Source organism: Bacillus sp. B28 (assembly GCF_029536185.1).
GTDB lineage: Bacteria > Bacillota > Bacilli > Bacillales > Bacillaceae > Bacillus > Bacillus halotolerans.
On sequence record NZ_CP120511.1, the window covers coordinates 2153885 to 2170283 of the forward strand.

Consider the following 16399-nt stretch of genomic DNA (forward strand, 5'->3'; position numbering starts at 1 on the left):
CAACAGCCTTAATACTTGTTAAGAACGTTGTTATATTAAATCTTTTCTTGATTCTTTATAAATACTGAATCCCAGAACCAGTACACCGCCGCAGCTACAAAACTCAAATAATAAAAGTTCACATGTTGAACCTCAGTAAGCACATAAGTTGGATCACTGGCTAAGGAGAACAAGAATAATGCGATTAGCGCTACGATTATGTAAATCAATAAGTACAGCACACTAAATTTCTTTACTTTTTTTCGAAGTAATATTTGCAATGGAATAGCAAATACTGTATATGGGATGAATGCATAAAATGGTATGATGAAAATTGTTATCAGCATCCAAGGTTCGAAATTAGAATAAGCAAAACCATAAAACCCAATAATAATCCCGTATGTAATGCATGAGAGCGCTAGTGTAAGACTATATCTAGCGACATTTTTTTTATTAAAACTCAAAGCTTTAACCTCCAAAAAATATAGCTCAAATCTTTTCTTAAAAAAAGAATTGTTATTCAGTTATCCAAATTGCTAGATCTTCATCGATTTTCACGTCATTATAAATTTTAAACTTCAAATAACAAAATCCCGCCTATAAACCAGAAAAAAGGAAATAGAAACATAATTCCATTTAAGACTATTTCATATATGCACACCGTTTATTTGACTTTATTGAAACCAACGCAAAAAACATTCCTATAGGAGAAAGCAATAATGAAAAAACATCGGCATACTTTGCCATGGAATTGAAATAACTCCCATAAAAAAATTAATAGATAGCTCAGATAATTGGAATAGCGATTGAAAAAATAGCTGCAGCATTTTTAACATTCATATTGATAGCAAGTCTCCCTTCTCTTAAAATCGTAGTTTTATTTAGACTTTTTCCCAGGAATGTCTTAACCTTTTTCTTTCTATTTAAAAACAATAGCTTTTTATAGCTCCTTAATTAAAACACTACACATCAACTTCTGGGTTTCCCGCTCAATTTCTCTTACATTATTAAACTGCCCGCTAGGTCAATTATAGATTTAAAAACATCATCTTCCATTACTTCTTTCTCCTTCTTTGAGAAAAATTGTATCATTTTTATATAACTTTTTTCAATTAATTCTAGTTGTGCCTCTTTTAATATTAGTTCGAATTCAATAAAGTGATCAAACTTGGAATACAAGGCTTCTCCTAATGACTTTTTAATTTCTTCTCTAGATTTATAGTTAGAAGTGCAGATAATGATTGCTTTTGAAATATCTGCTACATAGTGTTTATCAACTAAAATGCCTTCATCAAACATTTGATAAAATGCGCTATGAAATACTGCAGGAGCTTTATCAAATTCATCAAGCAATATAACATTAGATGAACGATTTAATAAGTCTCTTGCTAAGGACGACCCATTGGAAAAGATTAGTTATTATTGCGATCGTTTCAACAACTCAACTATATAAAAACTATCTTTTATTTAGATATCGTTATTGAACTCCAATCAAACGTTTCGAGAATTTTAAGCAACCTTTCAACTTTTGGTGCTCTCCAAGCTGTCATAGCCCGTATGAACCTTTTTCGTATAGTGGTAATGATTTTGTTTTATGTACTGTTTTTCCTCCGCTTTAGTTAGAAACATTGTATTTTGATAAATGTAATGAACCTCTGTTTCTGGTATCAGATCAGCGCCACTGTCTACATATTCATGTATCCAATCTAATGCGGAAGCCTCACACTCTATATCTTCCACCGCTTCTGAAGACAATTCATCATTCTTCTTGATGTCCTTTAGACAACTTTCCAGCTCATAGGATTCGCCATCTTCAGGAATGTAAACAGAATAGCGTTCCGCATCATCATCTGAAGTCTTAATCCATTTATAATCTCCTATAGACCAAAACCGCGGTGCAGCTTGAGAGCCATGATCCTGCGTTTTCAATTCGTTTTGAGGTCTTTCAAAAGCTGAATATCTTGATTCATTCGTTTCCCCCTAATTTGTTTAAAACCACGATTTTGAAAATAAATAGGCTTTTATGATCCTTCATTCACTTCTAAATAAACTCCAGATATTGCATAGTAAATGAATAATATGTAAATGGAGTTGATATAATTGAACCCTCGAAAAATTTTATTGAGTTCTGCTTTAACATTCGGCATGCTAATATCCGCTGTTCCTGCCTTGGCAACGAATGTTTCATCTGAAGTTGTTGTGAAAAATGATGAATATGAGTACGATACCATATATCAGCTTAGTCCCATACCAAACTTCAAGCCTTCTCTTGAATACAATGGTTATACTTATACTCTTACAAATTATTATTTTGATTACTCAATAGGGTTTTATAAGGCTATTTATACAAAAGTTGTTTAAACTTATAAGGGGCTTTTAAGCTCCTTTTTCTTGTTTTAAGCAAGGTGTTTCTTCCTATGTGATCTTTTATGTATGAAATCAACCGTAATATCTACTTTTGCTGGTTCCTTCTTTTCTGTTGCGCTGAATAATAACAATCACTTGGCCATATTTTGATTCCTCAATGATCTCGACTGATTAACCCTTAGATGCAATATAAGCACTGGGATTGTGTATGATATACGACTTGAAGATATTGGGTGACAATTTGACAGAGAAATTTAATGCACTTCTAACTTTTTTAACTGCAATGGGAATCATTGTTGACCCGACAACTCTCAAGGTATTTCTGATAGTGAACAAGCAATGGATTATGATTCACCGAGATAACCCCCCCCTACCCTTCTCTTTATTGAGGAAGGTAATTTAAGATAACATTAATCTTCCTCATTCATTCAAATATTATAAAATATTACATATTAGTCTATTGGATACATAGAGGGAGGGATTTCAATGGAGCAATTAATTACCGTCATCTACAGTTGGAGTTAAAATAAATGAGTGGTATAAATACATACGGATGTTCGCCGTTCCAGATTCAGAGATATTGAAAGCAGAGATTGAAGAAGAAATTAAACATATGAAGGAAGACCAAGACTTATTGCTGTATTATTCTCTAATGTGTTTTCGTCATCAGCTAATGCTGGATTACCTTGAACCTAAGTCATTGAATGAAGAACGCCCTAAAATTTCAGACTTATTAGAAAAGATCGAAAGCAGCCAAACAAAACTGAAAGGTGTACTAGAATACTACTGCAATTTCTTTAGAGGAATGTACGAATTTGATAAGAAGGATTATATAAAGCAATAAGGTCATATAAAATGGCTGAGAAAAAGCTTGCTTTAGTAACAGACGAAATTGAACGAGCTGAGTTTTATTTCAAAATGGCTGAAGTTTATTATCACATGAAACAAACCCATGTATCAATGCACTATGCTGAAACAGCCCTTAACATTTATAAAGACCAAAAAACTTATACTGTTCGCCGAATACAATGTGCATTTGTTGTAGCAGGCAACTTTGATGATCTGGAAAGTCATGAAAAAGCAGTTCCCCATCTTCAGAGAGCCCTAAAAGACTCAAAAGCCATAAACAAACATAAACTAATTGGTGCATCATTATATAATTTGGGAAACTGTTATTATAAGATGAAAGAGTATGACAAAGCTGCTGAATATATTGAACAAGCAGTTTCATTGTATGAAAGAGATAAAAGCGATCTCCTCCCTCACACGTTATTTACGCTGACACAAATTCACTTTAAAATGAAGGATATTGAAAAAGCCTTGGTTCTTTACAAAAAAGGAATCGAGAAAGCAAAAGCAATAAATGATGATGTCTTAATTGCTGAGTTTAATTACTTAAAGGCTTTATATATCGACTCTATAGATAAACGCACAGTTTTCCGAACTTTTTCTGTACTTAAAGATAATGTTATGTATCCAGATTTAGAGGAATTAGCACTCGACACGGCTAATTATTGTAAGGAGATAGGGCAATTTGAAAACTCAACCACCTTTTTTGACGTCATGGTGGATGTCCGAATCCAAATACAAAGAGGAGAGTGTTTATATGAAATTTAAACTTGCATTAGCCACCTTGTCAGTTTTCGTTGGATTAGCAGTGTTTAGTGGCTTTTCATCCTCGAATGACCAAGAATTCCATGAAGCTAAAAGGAACATTACTTCTATTCAACCAACCAAGTTTTTTGTTTAATGTTAAAACCCTTCTCAATGAGAAGGGTTTTAACTCTTATGTCCACCAACTTGTTACCCTCTATTCTGAACTTTGTTCAAGCAGCTCTAAGGGAAACTTGGCTAACTGGCCTACAGTCGATATCCCCATTCGGTTCAGGTTCCTTTCTACCCTCCCTCCTATCCCCATTTTAGACAACAACGAATGAACATTCTAAAGCCTTATTTGGCACATCTTCATATCTCCAACGTGCATTTGTTTTCTTACTCTCCAGGTCAAGTGCAAGCTTACTGAGTAACATATTGTCTCCAATACCTACTGTGCACATCAAACCAAATTCTCTCCACATGCTGCTTTGGATTGCTTTGGCCATTTCTTCAGGATCTTCTTTTCCTGCAATGCGGATTTCCCACGCTAAGCAATTATTACATAAAAAAGCCGGATCCCCACTCTATGGGGATCCGGCTTTGCTTATTGTTAGAGTATTATTTTTTTCATTTTTTATATTTCATCGATTCTCTAATCTTGTCGAAGAATAGCTATGGCCTCAATGTGTGTAGCAAGCCATCAAATATTCAACATTCACTAAGTGTCCTTATCTCTGCTCAAGAGATAAAAGAATGAACAGTATAACCGTTCTTTTATCCATTTAAGGTCGTCCATTATAACAAGATCTCAATTGATAAGCCATTACAATATTTCAATGTACCCTTCTGTTCCATTCACACGAATTCGTTGCCCGTCTTTGATTAGTCTGGTAGCATTTTCAACTCCAACAACTGCAGGTAAGCCATATTCACGCGCTATCACTGCTCCATGGGTCATCAGTCCACCAACTTCGGTGACTAGGCCTTTTATGGATACAAACAATGGTGTCCAGCTAGGGTCAGTAAAGGAAGTGATTAATATATCTCCAGCTTCTAGATCAGCATCTTCCATGTTTAAGATGACACGTGCTCGCCCCTCTATAACTCCGGAGGAAACAGGGAGACCTACAATCGCTCCAGCTGGGAGATTTTCTCGTTTGTACTCGCCTGTCATGATTTCACCATCAGACGTGATAACACGTGGTGGAGATAGTTTTTCATATAATTTATACTCGTCTTTTCGTTTGCTTATGATTTGGTAATCCAGTTTATTTGTGCGTACGACTTCGTGAAGTTCTTCAAAAGTGAGATAGTAGATATCTTCTTTTTCATGAATAACGCCCACTTTTACGAGTTGTTCGGCTTCTTTCAGTAAAGCCTGCTTATAAACGAAGTAGCGATTAACCATGCCGTATTTTGGATATTCCCGATAACCGATGAAATTCCGGATTATGTCGATCATTCGTTTGGTTTCTTTGGCTTTTTGTTCACCATCCGGTAATTGCTTCAATCGATCTAATAGCTCTTGTTCTTTCTTCAAAGCCTCCTGTCGCCCTTGCTCAAATTTCCGATGGCTGGCATTAGGCTCAAAGTTTTTGATATTATTAAGAATCATTGGGACAAGTGTAGTTGGTTTTTCGCTCCACCGAGTTCTTGTAATATCAATTTCTCCGGCACATCGCATCCCGTATTTGTTGAGATAAGCATAGATAGCGTCTTGGATTTTCTGTCCATTTTCAAACTCAACCAGCTCATCCAAAAAGTGATCATTTTTTACATGCTGTAAATAAGCAATTACTTCTGGATAAGGACGGATCACGTCTGCGACGTCCAATAGCGCAAGACCCATTTCTGAAGTAATATTATGAGGTACAGATTGAGAAAGCGTATCTGCTGCGTTTTTTTCGCCTAACCACTCGTTCATTTTTTCGTTAATCCATGATGTAGCATTTATAGCAGCCATAAACACAGCTGAACTTTTTGGGTCAAATAAGATCTTCTTTAATTGCTGGATATCTTCGAGAATAAAATCAAACAAATCCGATCCCGATTTCGTTTGGATGTTTTGTTTTAACTCTTCTATCGATGTTTGACTTCGCTTAATCAAATTAGAAACGATTGTCGGATCGTTCTCGAATTGTGACAGCATATCTGTATTATTACTTCGGTTGGGAATCGTTGCTGTTTTATCATTTGGTATCGACTTAATGAAATCTCGTCGCTCAATTGTGGTCATAAGTGCGTCTTTTAAGAGCGGATCGTGTTGTCCCATGCCATTTAATAAAAATTCTCTGCTGTCAGGTGATGCCAGATTATGTGTGACATCAACAAATAACCTTCCACCAGCTTTATGCATGGGTGCAGAAGTCGTCAACAGAAAAAAAGACAATCCCAGTGGTTTTATGGGATCCGTCATCATTTGTTGATGACCAACAGAGATATAGACGTGATTTTCTTGATCACTCGCTTCAGGGATGGGGTATAAAGTTGTGATTGGACGACTCTGGACAATATAAAAAGTATCGTCAACCAAACACCATTCGATATCTTGCGGGCAACCAAAGTGGGCTTCGATCTGTCTCCCGATGCGTGCCAGTTGTAAAATTTGTTCATCAGTCAGTGTTTGAGTCTTTTGCTGAGTAGGCTCGATCTGCTGTGTTTCTGTTCCTCCTTCTTTTCGTCCATAGATAGCCAATTTTTTGGTTGCTATCATCTTATCGACGATTTGCCCATCCTGTACTTTATAACAATCGGCAGATACCAAGCCAGAGACCAGTGCTTCACCAAGTCCAAAACCGGCATCGATGGATAACACCTTTCTGTTGGAAGTGATTGGATCAGCGGTAAATAAAATCCCCGAAGTCTGTGGGAAAACCATCCTTTGAATGATAACAGATAAATAAACTTGGGTATGGTCGAATCCATTTTGCATGCGGTAGATTACCGCGCGATCCGTAAATAGGGAAGCCCAGCATTTGCTGATATGCAGCAAGATCGCTTCTCTGCCGATAATATTTAAATAGGTATCTTGCTGACCGGCAAAAGAGGCATGTGGTAAATCTTCAGCAGTCGCACTCGAACGCACGGCATAGGCATGTTCCTCGCCAAACTGGGAGAGATAGTGAGCAACTGCTTTCACAACATCGGAAGGAATTTCTACTTCCATAATGATTTGTCGAATCTTTCTGCTGATTTTACCAATTTGTTCTCGCTCCTCAACTTTTAGCATGGCCAATTGATCCAATAACACTTGTAACGTTTCGTTTTGTTCGATGGCTTTTTGATATCCTACTGTTGTGACACAAAATCCTTCTGGTACTTGTAGACCTTGAATTTTAGATAATTCCCCTAAATTTAATCCTTTTCCTCCAACAAGCAAATGCTGTGTTTTTTCAATTTCGTGAAAACCAAGAACCAAAGAACTCATTCTACATCTCCCCTTCAAAAATAATAATTGACAAAGAGCTTTTCAGTATGATATATTAAAAATATAAGATGGATATCTATAACTTTTTATACAGAAAGCACACGTAGTCTGATTATATCACCGTGTCTATTATTGTGCAATATAAAAAGAACCTGGGCTATTTGGGACTGACCCCCGTTTTTGAGACAGGGATCAAAACACCTTTTATACTTCCAATTGCCGATAGCTTATCGGTGATTGGCTGTTTAGTTTCGTTTGAATACGAATGTTGTTATAATAATAAATGTATTCTTTGACAGTGCGTTCTACGATGGCGGTCGTGGTTCGATCAATGCTGTTAAGATAGAACGTTTCAGACTTTAGTGAGGAATGAAACGATTCGATGGAGGCATTATCAGCGGGCGTCCCTTTCCGGGACATGCTCATGGTAATGCCTTTTGTTTTAACAGCTTTCTGATACTCATAAGATGTATACACAGACCCTTGGTCACTATGTAACACGCAGTTCTGAGGCATTGTTGGCAGTTGATCAAGTGTGTTTAAGACAAAGTCTGTGTCCTGCTTGTCTCCAATCGTGAAAGCAATCACTTCTCCATTGTATACATCCAATATACTGGACAGATACAATTGTTTCTGTCCGTAAGGCAAATACGTAATATCTGTTACTAGTTTTTCGAGAGGGCGATCGGACTGAAAGTTCCGATCCAATACCATTATCGGCCACGGCACATGGTTGTCCATTCCTCTTACGCTTCTTAACCTTAACACGGCACTGCCACTGATTTTTCTGCATGATACGTTGAACCGTTTTATGGTTAATACGCATTCCCTTTTTTAATATAGCTGTAATTTTTCGATATCCATATCGATACTTGTGCTCTCGGCACAACGTGCCGATTTGTTTTTCCAAATCGCATTTGGGATGATCTTTCGTCAGGTTCTTCTTCCAACGATAATAAGACGCTCGTGAGATACCTAAATGAACACAGATATTCTGCACGGTCATTGCGCTGTGCAATCCTTCTACAAGTTCGACTGACGTTTGGCTATCAACTTCCTTTCCAATTCGTTGTACTTTTTTAAAACTTCATTCTGTTGTCTCAGATAACGGTTCTCTGCCTGCAGTTTCTCTAATTCGGAAGCATACTCCGGCCCTTTTCCGTAAGTGTATTGCTTTCCAACAGGCTGTTCGAATCGATGTGTATCCCCAGCCTTATGCCATCTAACCCATGTCTGAACCTGCGTCTTATTCTTGATATTCAATTCCTGCATGATCTCTTTCGTAGGCACGCCTGCCAATCTCATTTCTACAGCCTTCTGTTTGACTTCAATCGAATAACTCAGTCTTGTTCCCATGCAAAAAACACCTCCAAGTCTAATTTCGGCTAACAATCATCCGTTTTCAAACTTGAAGGTGTTTTTTATTTGTCTCATCTTATGGGGTCAGTCCCCCTGTCCTTTAAGGAAAACACTTATTTATACGACTTCTTCAAGTAAATCCCCATTAACCTTTTTTGGGGGCTATTTGTAATCTCTGCGCAGTGAAATTATACCTGTGCTAGCCCGCCATCTACGAACAATTCAACACCCGTCAAGTAACTGCTTTCGTCTGAAGCAAGGAAAGATACAGCGTTTGCTACTTCTTCAGGTGTACCAACTTTTCCAGTTGGAACAGTATTTCTGGTATTTTCCATTGCTCCTTCAAGTGCATCACCAAAAAGCTCATCGTATGCAGGTGTAAGAATAACTCCTGGACTAACCACATTTACACGGATTTCAGTGCCTTTTAGGTCAAGAATCCAGTTGCGAACTAGTGCTCTTAATGCTGCTTTTGATGCTCCATATACACTAAACGCTGGGTTGCCAATTGATCCAGCAGTAGAGCCCGTTACAATAATAGAACCTACTTTGTCCGGGAATAGTGATAACGCTTTTTGAACAGTAAAGATGGTTCCTTTAACGTTAATGTCGAACGTTCTATCAACCTGCTCTTCAGTAATTTCACCTAATGGAAGGAAGTTGCCGGTGCCTGCATTAGCAAAAAGAATGTCCAGCTTACCTTTTTCCTGCTTTATAATGTCATATAGTTTGTCTAAGTCTTCAAGCTTAGAAATATCACCTTGAACACCGGTTACGTTCTTGCCAATTTGGTTAACAGCTTTATCAAGTTCGTTTTGTCTACGTCCCGTGATATAAACATATGCACCTTCGTTTACAAATTTTTGTGCTGTAGCAAGACCAATCCCACTTGTTCCACCCGTTACAAGCGCTATTTTACCTTCAAATTTACCCATACTTAACACTCCTTTAGAATTAATTTTATTTTATATCTAGTACCTTTAAGTACTTGAAGAACAACTTACAAGATATAGTATCCTTCAGTAAGCACATTATCGGAAGTACCCACTTTTTTGTGATATAGTAACTAAAAAGTAATAAATGTGGAATGGAGAGCTTTAGACATGAAAAAATTTAGCTGTGGGTTCGAAGTGACAAAGGAAGTTATTGGCGGAAAATGGAAAGGCCTTGTATTATACTTTTTAATGAATGGACCAAAGAGAACGAGTGAATTAAAGCGCATTATCCCAAATATAACTCAGAAAATGCTGATTCAAACACTTAGAGAGCTTGAAGCCAGTGGACTTGTGAGCAGAAAGATGTATAATCAAGTACCGCCGAAGGTTGAATATTCATCCACTGAACTTGGAGAATCTCTTAAACCTATCTTGCAGGAGCTCTGTCAATGGGGAAGCCATTATGCGGAGCAAGAGTATGCAGAAGGTGAATATGAAATTGTACAACCAGAATAACTAAAGTTAGGATTGATGTAGCTGCTGAAGTAAATGCTAAACAACTTCAATACCATCACCTAACAGATGAAGAACAGTCAAAAATAAATGAGATATTCAATTTTGAAAGTGAAGTTCTAATAAGAAGTGTCATGGACTATATTCAGGAGAACTTTAAGGTTCAGAAACTTAGCCAAAAAATAAATGAAGATATTGATAATAATATTTAATGCCTATGATCTCTAGATAGGCATTTTCTTGTGCATAAAAAAAGACCTGAATTAAAAATCCAGGTCACACTACTCCCCTGTATTCACCTTATTATTTAGTACGTTTTTATTGATTTAACTATGTTTATGACAACTCTTACATGTACACTTCGGGTCACAGTGGGGGTCACACTCAGGTCATAAAATGACTTTTACCGGTTTCAAATCATCCAATACAAACTAATCATTGTACAGTAATCTACCCTATCTCTCTTCATTTCATATTTTCACAGTAAACTCAAACATAAAATAACAAAGTACTCCTTGCATTTCCTCATCCGTCATGCTATATTCATATAGCGATGAGCTGAATTGTGTAAGCCGATGTACATGCCCTTTGCGGCACACACGAATGTGGCGTGTGGTGCATCGCCTCAATACGCAAAGACGTTTGCCTCTTAGGCAAACGTCTTTTTTGTGTTATCCGATTTTTGTTCCGTTTGGTAATGGTTGTTCAGGCTGAAGCAGGACGACATCGCCTTGGCCGGGAATGCCGCCGAGGACTAAGACTTCGGATTTAAAACCTGCGATTCGGCGCGGCGGGAAGTTCACGACAGCGATAATTTGTGTGTTGGCCAGTTCTTCTGAGCAATAGCGCTTTGTGATTTGCGCGCTTGATTGTTTAATGCCGATTTCTTCTCCAAAATCAATGAACAGTTTAATCGCCGGGACTCTTGCTTCAGGGAACTCTTCCGCTTTGATAATGGTGCCAGTTCTGATATCCAGTTTTTCAAAATCTTCAATTACAGCCATCATTATATCTCCTTTTTCTTACTATTTTAAAAGAGACACCTGCTAAATGTTTAACCAAAAGCTCATCTTTTTTTATCTGAATGAAAGGTATTCCGGTACATTCGGGGCGATACACCTGTACTTTTTGCAAACCATCTTGTAAAAGAAGAAAGGTTTTGAAAACCGAGCGATTGACTCACGACAGTCAGCGTAACATTTTTCTCAATCAGCATCCGTTTCGCTTCCTCAAGACGGAGGTCAGCTATATAGACTTGAGGGGACTTACCGGTCTGTTTCTTAAACCAGCTTGAATAGTAAGCTGGGTGATAATGTTCAATTTTCGCCAGCTTTTGTATTGTCAGCGGCTCAGACAAATGGCTATGGATGTATGCGATTGACGCATGAGTATGGGTTTGCAGTTTTTCTTTTATGTATTGAACAAGCAGGTGGAGCGTGTGCGCTGAGCGTGTGTGTGCTTCCTCTATTAATAAGTGCCTGATCGAAGACCAAAAAGGATCGATTGCAGCTTCAATCCCTGCGGCTGCATGATGCTCCTCAATTTTCATCGCCTGAAGCGGCACATCCAGCACAAGGCATTCATTTCTGCCAATAGAGCGGAACCGATGCTCGCACTCTGGCGGAATATATAAAAATTGATCCGGCTTTAATTTGACCTGCCGATCCTCTGTTTCAAGATCGATATTCCCTTCAAGGGGAAAAAGAAATTGGCTATATGCGTGCTTATGTGAGGAATAAAGGCGTGTATATGTCCGTTTTTCACAGATAATCTCTTGAAGCGAATTCATCAGCCATCCTCCTTTTTGATCCGGTAATGGTGTTCCGATATAGGCGAGAACCCGATTTTTTCATACAAAGAAACGGCGGCTGTGTTTTCTTTCATCACTTGCAAGTACATATACTTAGCTCCATTGTTCATTGACCATTCAGTCAGAGCCCTGATGACTTGGGTCCCTGCCCCTTTTCCTCTATGTTCCTTTGCTACTACAACGTTGCTGAGTCCGCCATAGCCATCGATAACGGAAGCCGTGCCCACTGCTGTCAGGCTGCCTTGGTCATACATAGTGAAAAAGGTTTTACACGGCTGCATTCGTTTGAAAATGCTTGTATAGCCGCAATGCCGTTCGGGTGAAAATTCTTCCAATTGGATAAAATCATCAATCCATGAAGACGATGACTCCTGCTCCCACTTATATGTAAATCGGCTGTTGTCAAAAGTACGATCTAAAATATCGCAGCATGTTGCTGTCATTTGAAAACATTCATCAATCTTTTCATATCCGCTGTCTGCCAGCGCATCATCCAGTCCTTCCGGAGATGCGTCACTGATTTGAACACAAACGGGCAGACCTAAACTTTTATAGAAATGCTCGATCTCTTTTTGGTAATCTTCTTCTGGCATGTCCGCCGATGTCCATACGCTGTTCGCCCGTTTGGTTACGCCAAAATTCGCTCTGAGAAGCCATTTCCCCATTCTTTTTTGAATATAAGACGGCCATGATGCTGCCGCTAATTGCTCAATTTTGTAAATATCATGCATAGCCTCTTGCCTCTCCCTTATATATACTGCATGATTTATTATACAATATTCAGAAATATAAGACATATATTATTTAGTTTACATAATACTTTTACTGTTTATTGACAGACCTGATAGAAATAATCGAATTGAAAATGCTAAGCTGTCTGAAATATCTTCCTTTAATTCAAACGCTTCTTTTCCGATTAAAGTCGCGAAGCCGTGCAGCAAGCTTCGCAGCCCTCTTGTTGCATGAATCACAGTCTGTTCGTTTGCATAACCGCTGTCAATTAGCAGTTTCGTGACAAGACGGACAATCTGGTTTGACAGGCTTTCAGCTCTTTCATCTTGAATTTTAAGCAAAGTCGCTTCATAATAACCCGGATTTTCAACTGCAAACCCAACATATGCATCGCCTAAAGATAGCAAGGCGGACTCCCCCTTTTGTTCTTTGACGGAATCAGCCATCTGATCAAAAAGCCTTGTCAAACCGCTAACGGCAAGCTCTGTTCTGATTCCCTGCAGCCCGCTTATGTGATTATACAGAGACGGGGGCCGTACATTCATTTTTTTAGAGAGTGCGGCTAGCGTCACGCCGTTTATTCCTTCCTGATCAGCAATCTCTGCCGCCGCCTCTATAATCATCTTTTGATGCAATCCTGCTCTCGGTGACATGGTCAGACCCCCTTCTTTGCTTTTTGAATTGCTAATTTCATCAATTGTTCTGGTGAAGCAAGGAAATTCCCATGTCCGACCGCGAGACAGCTCGGCGCCTTGTCAACAAGCCATTCCGCGCTTCTTACAGCAGCCTCCTTATTCCAAGTGGCGAAGGCAGGAAAAGGAAATGACCATCTCATCTGGCCTGAGACGGCTATTCCCCCGCGTAATTGAAATGCATCCCCAGCTATTACAATTCCGTTTCTTGTGTCCAGAAACGACATGCTTCCCGGGGTATGACCTGGGCTTGAAATCGCAAGGAGAGAACCGATTGTTTCACCACCCGCCAGCAAAACGTCAGGCTTTGTTTTGATATTTTTTGGAATTCCTCCTTTTATAGGCGTCTGCGGTTCATCTTTTCGCAAAGAAACATCACCTTTTAACAAAAATGAATCACGCTCGGATATGACAACCTTTGCATGAGGGAAAGCTTGGGACAGTGCATCCAGCGAACCGACATGATCACCGTGCGCATGAGTCAATAAAATGTGTTGTAACGGTTTTCCAAGCTGATTCACTGCTTGGATAATCCCTTTATAGCTGTTCGGAAGACCAGTATCAATTAAAGTTACTTCATTTTCTTCCTCTACAAGATAACAATTGACCGGAAATAATGTCGGATAAAACGTCAGCTGCCGCACAGTTTGATTCTGAATGATTCTCATATGATACTCCTCCTGAATAAAAAACTAATGGTGTTAGTTTCATTATTAACTAATACCATTAGTTTTTCAAGAGTGTTATACCAAGTTTATGGCGACAAATATTTTAACCTGCGCCCGCTGCGGTGAAAGCGCACTTTGATCATACTGCTCAAAGTCTCCTGAAAAAGTACGCAAATGGCGCTTGTCCCAAGACCAGATTTCCTTCCATGTGTCGAGTACAATGTCTTCAATAGGACCGATTCTTGAAGTAAAAACAGCATAAGCGGAAGCTGGTAAATATATATCCTCATAAGGTTCCGGAAGTATGTCGCTATGCTCGGTAAAAGCGCCGACAGAAAATGTGTAAAACCCATTCTCCTGCTGTTCGTAATGAGAGTATAAAGCGATAATGCTCTGATCCTTTTTATTAGGCGGAAGTAACACGCTCGTATCCTGCTGCCAAAATCGATTCCATAAGAACGGGATTTGTCTTTTTTCCGTCATTTCCAATGCATTGCTTGTTCTTTGTGACAGCCCTGAAAAGCGCTTTTGTTCTAAATGTGTCATATGTGAATAGCTCATTTGATACCTCCTTTTTACCTAGATTATAAAAGAAGAAACCTGACAGCATTGTGTCAGGTTTCATATATTTTTTGCATATGAAAAATCGTTTCTTTTACCTTTTCCCGGATATGAAGCGGTTCCAGGACCTCAATATCCTTGCCAAATTGCAGCAAGAAACCGATCAGCCATTGATCCTCAGGCAGAGATATCACCGCTCGGCAGGCTTCATTATCATCAAATAGAAGGACATCATTTCCAAACCATTCACTTATACGCTGATGCGCACCGGGCTGGACAAGAATGACCAGCTCAGTTAAACGATCCTTTCGATACCAATTCGCATCCCAAGGCAGAGTCTCCAGCTGTATGTCTTTTCTCTTATATGATTGCTGTAAAACAGTCAGATCTTTCATCCGGCTTAATTTAAAAAAGCGGAAATCGTTTCTAACCAGACAGTAGGCGTATAAATACCAGCGGCCTGTCTTGCACACCAACGTGTAAGGCTCTGTTTCACGGAGAAGTGTTTTCCCGTTTGCATTTGTATATGTAAATGATATGGTTGACGACCGATCGATTGCATCACTGATGTTTTGTCGAAGCGCCTTTTGGTCCTCTGTTTGTCCCCATGCCGTCATGTCAATAAACCATTTTTCCGTTTCACGCTTAAATGCCTCTGCGGCCTGGTCAGGTATGAGATGTTTTATTTTTTGATAAGCCGCGCTGTGAGAAGCGGGTTCATACATCGATGAGACGCTCTGCAAAGCGGAAGCAATAGCAAATAGCTCCTCTTCTTTCAGCCACTCTCTTTCAAGCCGATACCTTTCCATCACACTGATCCCGCCCCCGGCGCCTTGTGAGGTTACAATCGGAATGCCCGCTCTGCTGATCGTATCAATATCTCGGTACACCGTTCTGACTGATACTTCAAACAAATCAGCTAGCTCAGCAGCCTGCACTTGTTTTTTGCTGATTAATAACATCACCATCGCTAACATACGTTCCAGTTTCATTTTTCGCACCTTGTCTCCTGCTTTTATTTTCCAATATTATCATACCATTTTATGAGGCTTGGGCATATCTATTATGCAGCCTAAAGGCATCGTGCATATGTTATGAAAACAGGGGCCTCCCCTTCTTTTTTTATGGTCATTGTTTATTTAGACTACTAATTCAAAACGGATAAGCATACACTTCTCAACGGAGGGGATATCACATCATGCATCTTACACTTCAAAGCGTTTATCCTGTCGTGATTATCGTCTTTTTTCTGTATAAAAAAATCAAACGATCCATCGGATATCAGCCGCTGAAGCCTCGCTGGCTTTTTACTCGTATGATTCTTTTTTCAATGTTTGCATTCGGTCTCACCATCTTCAGTCTCATTCATCCTTTTTTATACGGATATTTCATTATCGGCATTCTCGGCGGAGGTCTGCTGGTTTTTTTCGCCAGGAAAAATCTCTCATTTGAAAAACGCAGAGGAAAAATTTATTTTCGGACTCATATTTGGGTAGAGCTTATTCTGCTAACCCTATTTCTATCAAGATTTCTTTATCGTGTCACAGAGCTGTACCTTGCCGCGCCTGATTTACACAGCCTGGGATCTTACAGCCAGTCTATCGGTACTGATCCTTTCACGATTGGCGTCTGTTTTCTGATCGCCGTCTATTATATCGGTTTTTCCTCTATTGTCATCAAAATCAGCAGAAACGGTCTGGAACAAAATGGGCACAGTAAAGAAAAAGACATCCTTGCTTAATCGCGACATGCGGCAGCAA

At 39.1% G+C, this 16399-nt stretch carries 16 protein-coding genes and 4 pseudogenes; 5 read left to right on the plus strand and 15 right to left on the minus strand.

What is annotated here, in order from left to right:
* Positions 1-35: 35 nt before the first annotated feature.
* The 4 genes and pseudogenes from P3L57_RS10310 to P3L57_RS10325 all read right to left on the minus strand — a co-directional run bounded on the left by P3L57_RS10310 (position 36) and on the right by P3L57_RS10325 (position 1908).
* On the minus strand, positions 36-458 hold the full coding sequence (locus tag P3L57_RS10310) for a UPF0715 family protein (RefSeq protein ID WP_306481471.1): 423 nt from the start codon (positions 456-458) through the stop codon (positions 36-38).
* Between the two features lie 92 nt (positions 459-550).
* Positions 551-819, minus strand: a pseudogene (locus P3L57_RS10315) (hypothetical protein).
* Positions 820-978: 159 nt separating this feature from the next.
* Complete coding sequence (locus P3L57_RS10320) at positions 979-1392, minus strand: AAA family ATPase (RefSeq protein WP_083244536.1); 414 nt, start codon at positions 1390-1392, stop codon at positions 979-981.
* Positions 1393-1500: 108 nt separating this feature from the next.
* The gene (locus tag P3L57_RS10325) at positions 1501-1908 is read right to left on the minus strand and encodes a hypothetical protein (RefSeq protein WP_254665056.1); all 408 of its coding nucleotides are present in this window, start codon (positions 1906-1908) and stop codon (positions 1501-1503) included.
* 171 nt (positions 1909-2079) lie between these two features.
* Here P3L57_RS10325 and P3L57_RS10330 point away from each other — a divergent pair, with 171 nt between their 5' ends.
* From P3L57_RS10330 to P3L57_RS10345, 3 genes and pseudogenes are all read left to right on the plus strand, one after another.
* The gene (locus P3L57_RS10330; protein ID WP_083244535.1) at positions 2080-2340 is read left to right on the plus strand and encodes a hypothetical protein; all 261 of its coding nucleotides are present in this window, start codon (positions 2080-2082) and stop codon (positions 2338-2340) included.
* Positions 2341-2872: 532 nt separating this feature from the next.
* Positions 2873-3963 (plus strand): annotated as a pseudogene (locus P3L57_RS10340) (tetratricopeptide repeat protein).
* Complete coding sequence (locus P3L57_RS10345) at positions 3953-4096, plus strand: hypothetical protein (protein WP_162264507.1); 144 nt, start codon at positions 3953-3955, stop codon at positions 4094-4096. Before P3L57_RS10340 ends, P3L57_RS10345 begins: the two are co-directional and overlap by 11 nt.
* Before the next feature lie 46 nt (positions 4097-4142).
* On the opposite strand, the pseudogene P3L57_RS10350 reads toward P3L57_RS10345, so the two are convergent.
* From P3L57_RS10350 to P3L57_RS10365, 4 genes and pseudogenes are all read right to left on the minus strand, one after another.
* A pseudogene (locus P3L57_RS10350) lies at positions 4143-4472 on the minus strand (Y-family DNA polymerase); the annotation flags it as partial.
* A 293-nt stretch (positions 4473-4765) separates the two neighbouring features.
* Positions 4766-7369: a phosphoenolpyruvate synthase gene (ppsA, locus tag P3L57_RS10355; protein ID WP_069487365.1), complete on the minus strand. Its 2604-nt coding sequence runs from the start codon at positions 7367-7369 to the stop codon at positions 4766-4768.
* A 204-nt stretch (positions 7370-7573) separates the two neighbouring features.
* Positions 7574-8725 (minus strand): annotated as a pseudogene (locus tag P3L57_RS10360) (IS3 family transposase).
* 191 nt (positions 8726-8916) lie between these two features.
* A complete protein-coding gene (locus tag P3L57_RS10365; RefSeq protein ID WP_069487364.1) occupies positions 8917-9663 on the minus strand; it encodes an SDR family NAD(P)-dependent oxidoreductase in 747 nt (248 codons plus the stop codon).
* 168 nt (positions 9664-9831) lie between these two features.
* On the opposite strand from P3L57_RS10365, the gene P3L57_RS10370 reads away from it, so the two are divergent.
* A complete protein-coding gene (locus P3L57_RS10370; RefSeq protein ID WP_069487363.1) occupies positions 9832-10179 on the plus strand; it encodes a winged helix-turn-helix transcriptional regulator in 348 nt (115 codons plus the stop codon).
* Positions 10180-10847: 668 nt separating this feature from the next.
* On the opposite strand, the gene csaA is transcribed toward P3L57_RS10370, so the two are convergent.
* The 7 genes from csaA to P3L57_RS10405 all read right to left on the minus strand — a co-directional run bounded on the left by csaA (position 10848) and on the right by P3L57_RS10405 (position 15631).
* Positions 10848-11180 carry a chaperone CsaA gene (gene csaA / locus P3L57_RS10375; RefSeq protein ID WP_044155587.1) on the minus strand — a complete coding sequence of 111 codons (333 nt, stop codon included), beginning with the start codon at positions 11178-11180 and terminating at the stop codon, positions 10848-10850.
* 62 nt (positions 11181-11242) lie between these two features.
* Entirely contained in the window at positions 11243-11965 is a 723-nt protein-coding gene (locus P3L57_RS10380; RefSeq protein ID WP_044155585.1) for an AraC family transcriptional regulator, read from the minus strand.
* Positions 11965-12717 carry a GNAT family N-acetyltransferase gene (locus P3L57_RS10385; RefSeq protein ID WP_069487362.1) on the minus strand — a complete coding sequence of 251 codons (753 nt, stop codon included), beginning with the start codon at positions 12715-12717 and terminating at the stop codon, positions 11965-11967. Before P3L57_RS10385 ends, P3L57_RS10380 begins: the two co-directional genes overlap by 1 nt.
* A gap of 78 nt (positions 12718-12795) precedes the next feature.
* Positions 12796-13371 (minus strand): TetR/AcrR family transcriptional regulator, encoded by a 576-nt coding sequence (locus P3L57_RS10390; RefSeq protein ID WP_069487361.1) that lies wholly within the window; start codon positions 13369-13371, stop codon positions 12796-12798.
* Between the two features lie 2 nt (positions 13372-13373).
* Complete coding sequence (locus tag P3L57_RS10395; protein ID WP_069487360.1) at positions 13374-14078, minus strand: MBL fold metallo-hydrolase; 705 nt, start codon at positions 14076-14078, stop codon at positions 13374-13376.
* Between the two features lie 75 nt (positions 14079-14153).
* Positions 14154-14639, minus strand: coding sequence for a GyrI-like domain-containing protein (locus tag P3L57_RS10400; RefSeq protein ID WP_044155578.1), 486 nt, complete (start codon positions 14637-14639; stop codon positions 14154-14156).
* A 53-nt stretch (positions 14640-14692) separates the two neighbouring features.
* A complete protein-coding gene (locus tag P3L57_RS10405; protein WP_069487359.1) occupies positions 14693-15631 on the minus strand; it encodes a helix-turn-helix transcriptional regulator in 939 nt (312 codons plus the stop codon).
* Between the two features lie 206 nt (positions 15632-15837).
* Here P3L57_RS10405 and csk22 point away from each other — a divergent pair, with 206 nt between their 5' ends.
* A complete protein-coding gene (gene csk22 / locus P3L57_RS10410; RefSeq protein ID WP_044155576.1) occupies positions 15838-16380 on the plus strand; it encodes a mother cell-specific sporulation protein Csk22 in 543 nt (180 codons plus the stop codon).
* The last annotated feature ends 19 nt before the right edge of the window (positions 16381-16399 follow it).

Coding starts and splice junctions, on each gene's coding strand:
- P3L57_RS10395 (WP_069487360.1), bottom strand. CDS start 14,078: ATGAGAATCATTCAGAATCAAACTGTGCGGCAGCTGACGTTTTATCCG.
- ppsA (WP_069487365.1), bottom strand. CDS start 7,369: ATGAGTTCTTTGGTTCTTGGTTTTCACGAAATTGAAAAAACACAGCAT.
- P3L57_RS10385 (WP_069487362.1), bottom strand. CDS start 12,717: ATGCATGATATTTACAAAATTGAGCAATTAGCGGCAGCATCATGGCCG.
- P3L57_RS10390 (WP_069487361.1), bottom strand. CDS start 13,371: ATGTCACCGAGAGCAGGATTGCATCAAAAGATGATTATAGAGGCGGCG.
- P3L57_RS10400 (WP_044155578.1), bottom strand. CDS start 14,639: ATGAGCTATTCACATATGACACATTTAGAACAAAAGCGCTTTTCAGGG.
- csaA (WP_044155587.1), bottom strand. CDS start 11,180: ATGGCTGTAATTGAAGATTTTGAAAAACTGGATATCAGAACTGGCACC.
- P3L57_RS10345 (WP_162264507.1), top strand. CDS start 3,953: ATGAAATTTAAACTTGCATTAGCCACCTTGTCAGTTTTCGTTGGATTA.
- P3L57_RS10365 (WP_069487364.1), bottom strand. CDS start 9,663: ATGGGTAAATTTGAAGGTAAAATAGCGCTTGTAACGGGTGGAACAAGT.
- P3L57_RS10370 (WP_069487363.1), top strand. CDS start 9,832: ATGAAAAAATTTAGCTGTGGGTTCGAAGTGACAAAGGAAGTTATTGGC.
- P3L57_RS10380 (WP_044155585.1), bottom strand. CDS start 11,965: ATGAATTCGCTTCAAGAGATTATCTGTGAAAAACGGACATATACACGC.
- P3L57_RS10405 (WP_069487359.1), bottom strand. CDS start 15,631: ATGAAACTGGAACGTATGTTAGCGATGGTGATGTTATTAATCAGCAAA.
- csk22 (WP_044155576.1), top strand. CDS start 15,838: ATGCATCTTACACTTCAAAGCGTTTATCCTGTCGTGATTATCGTCTTT.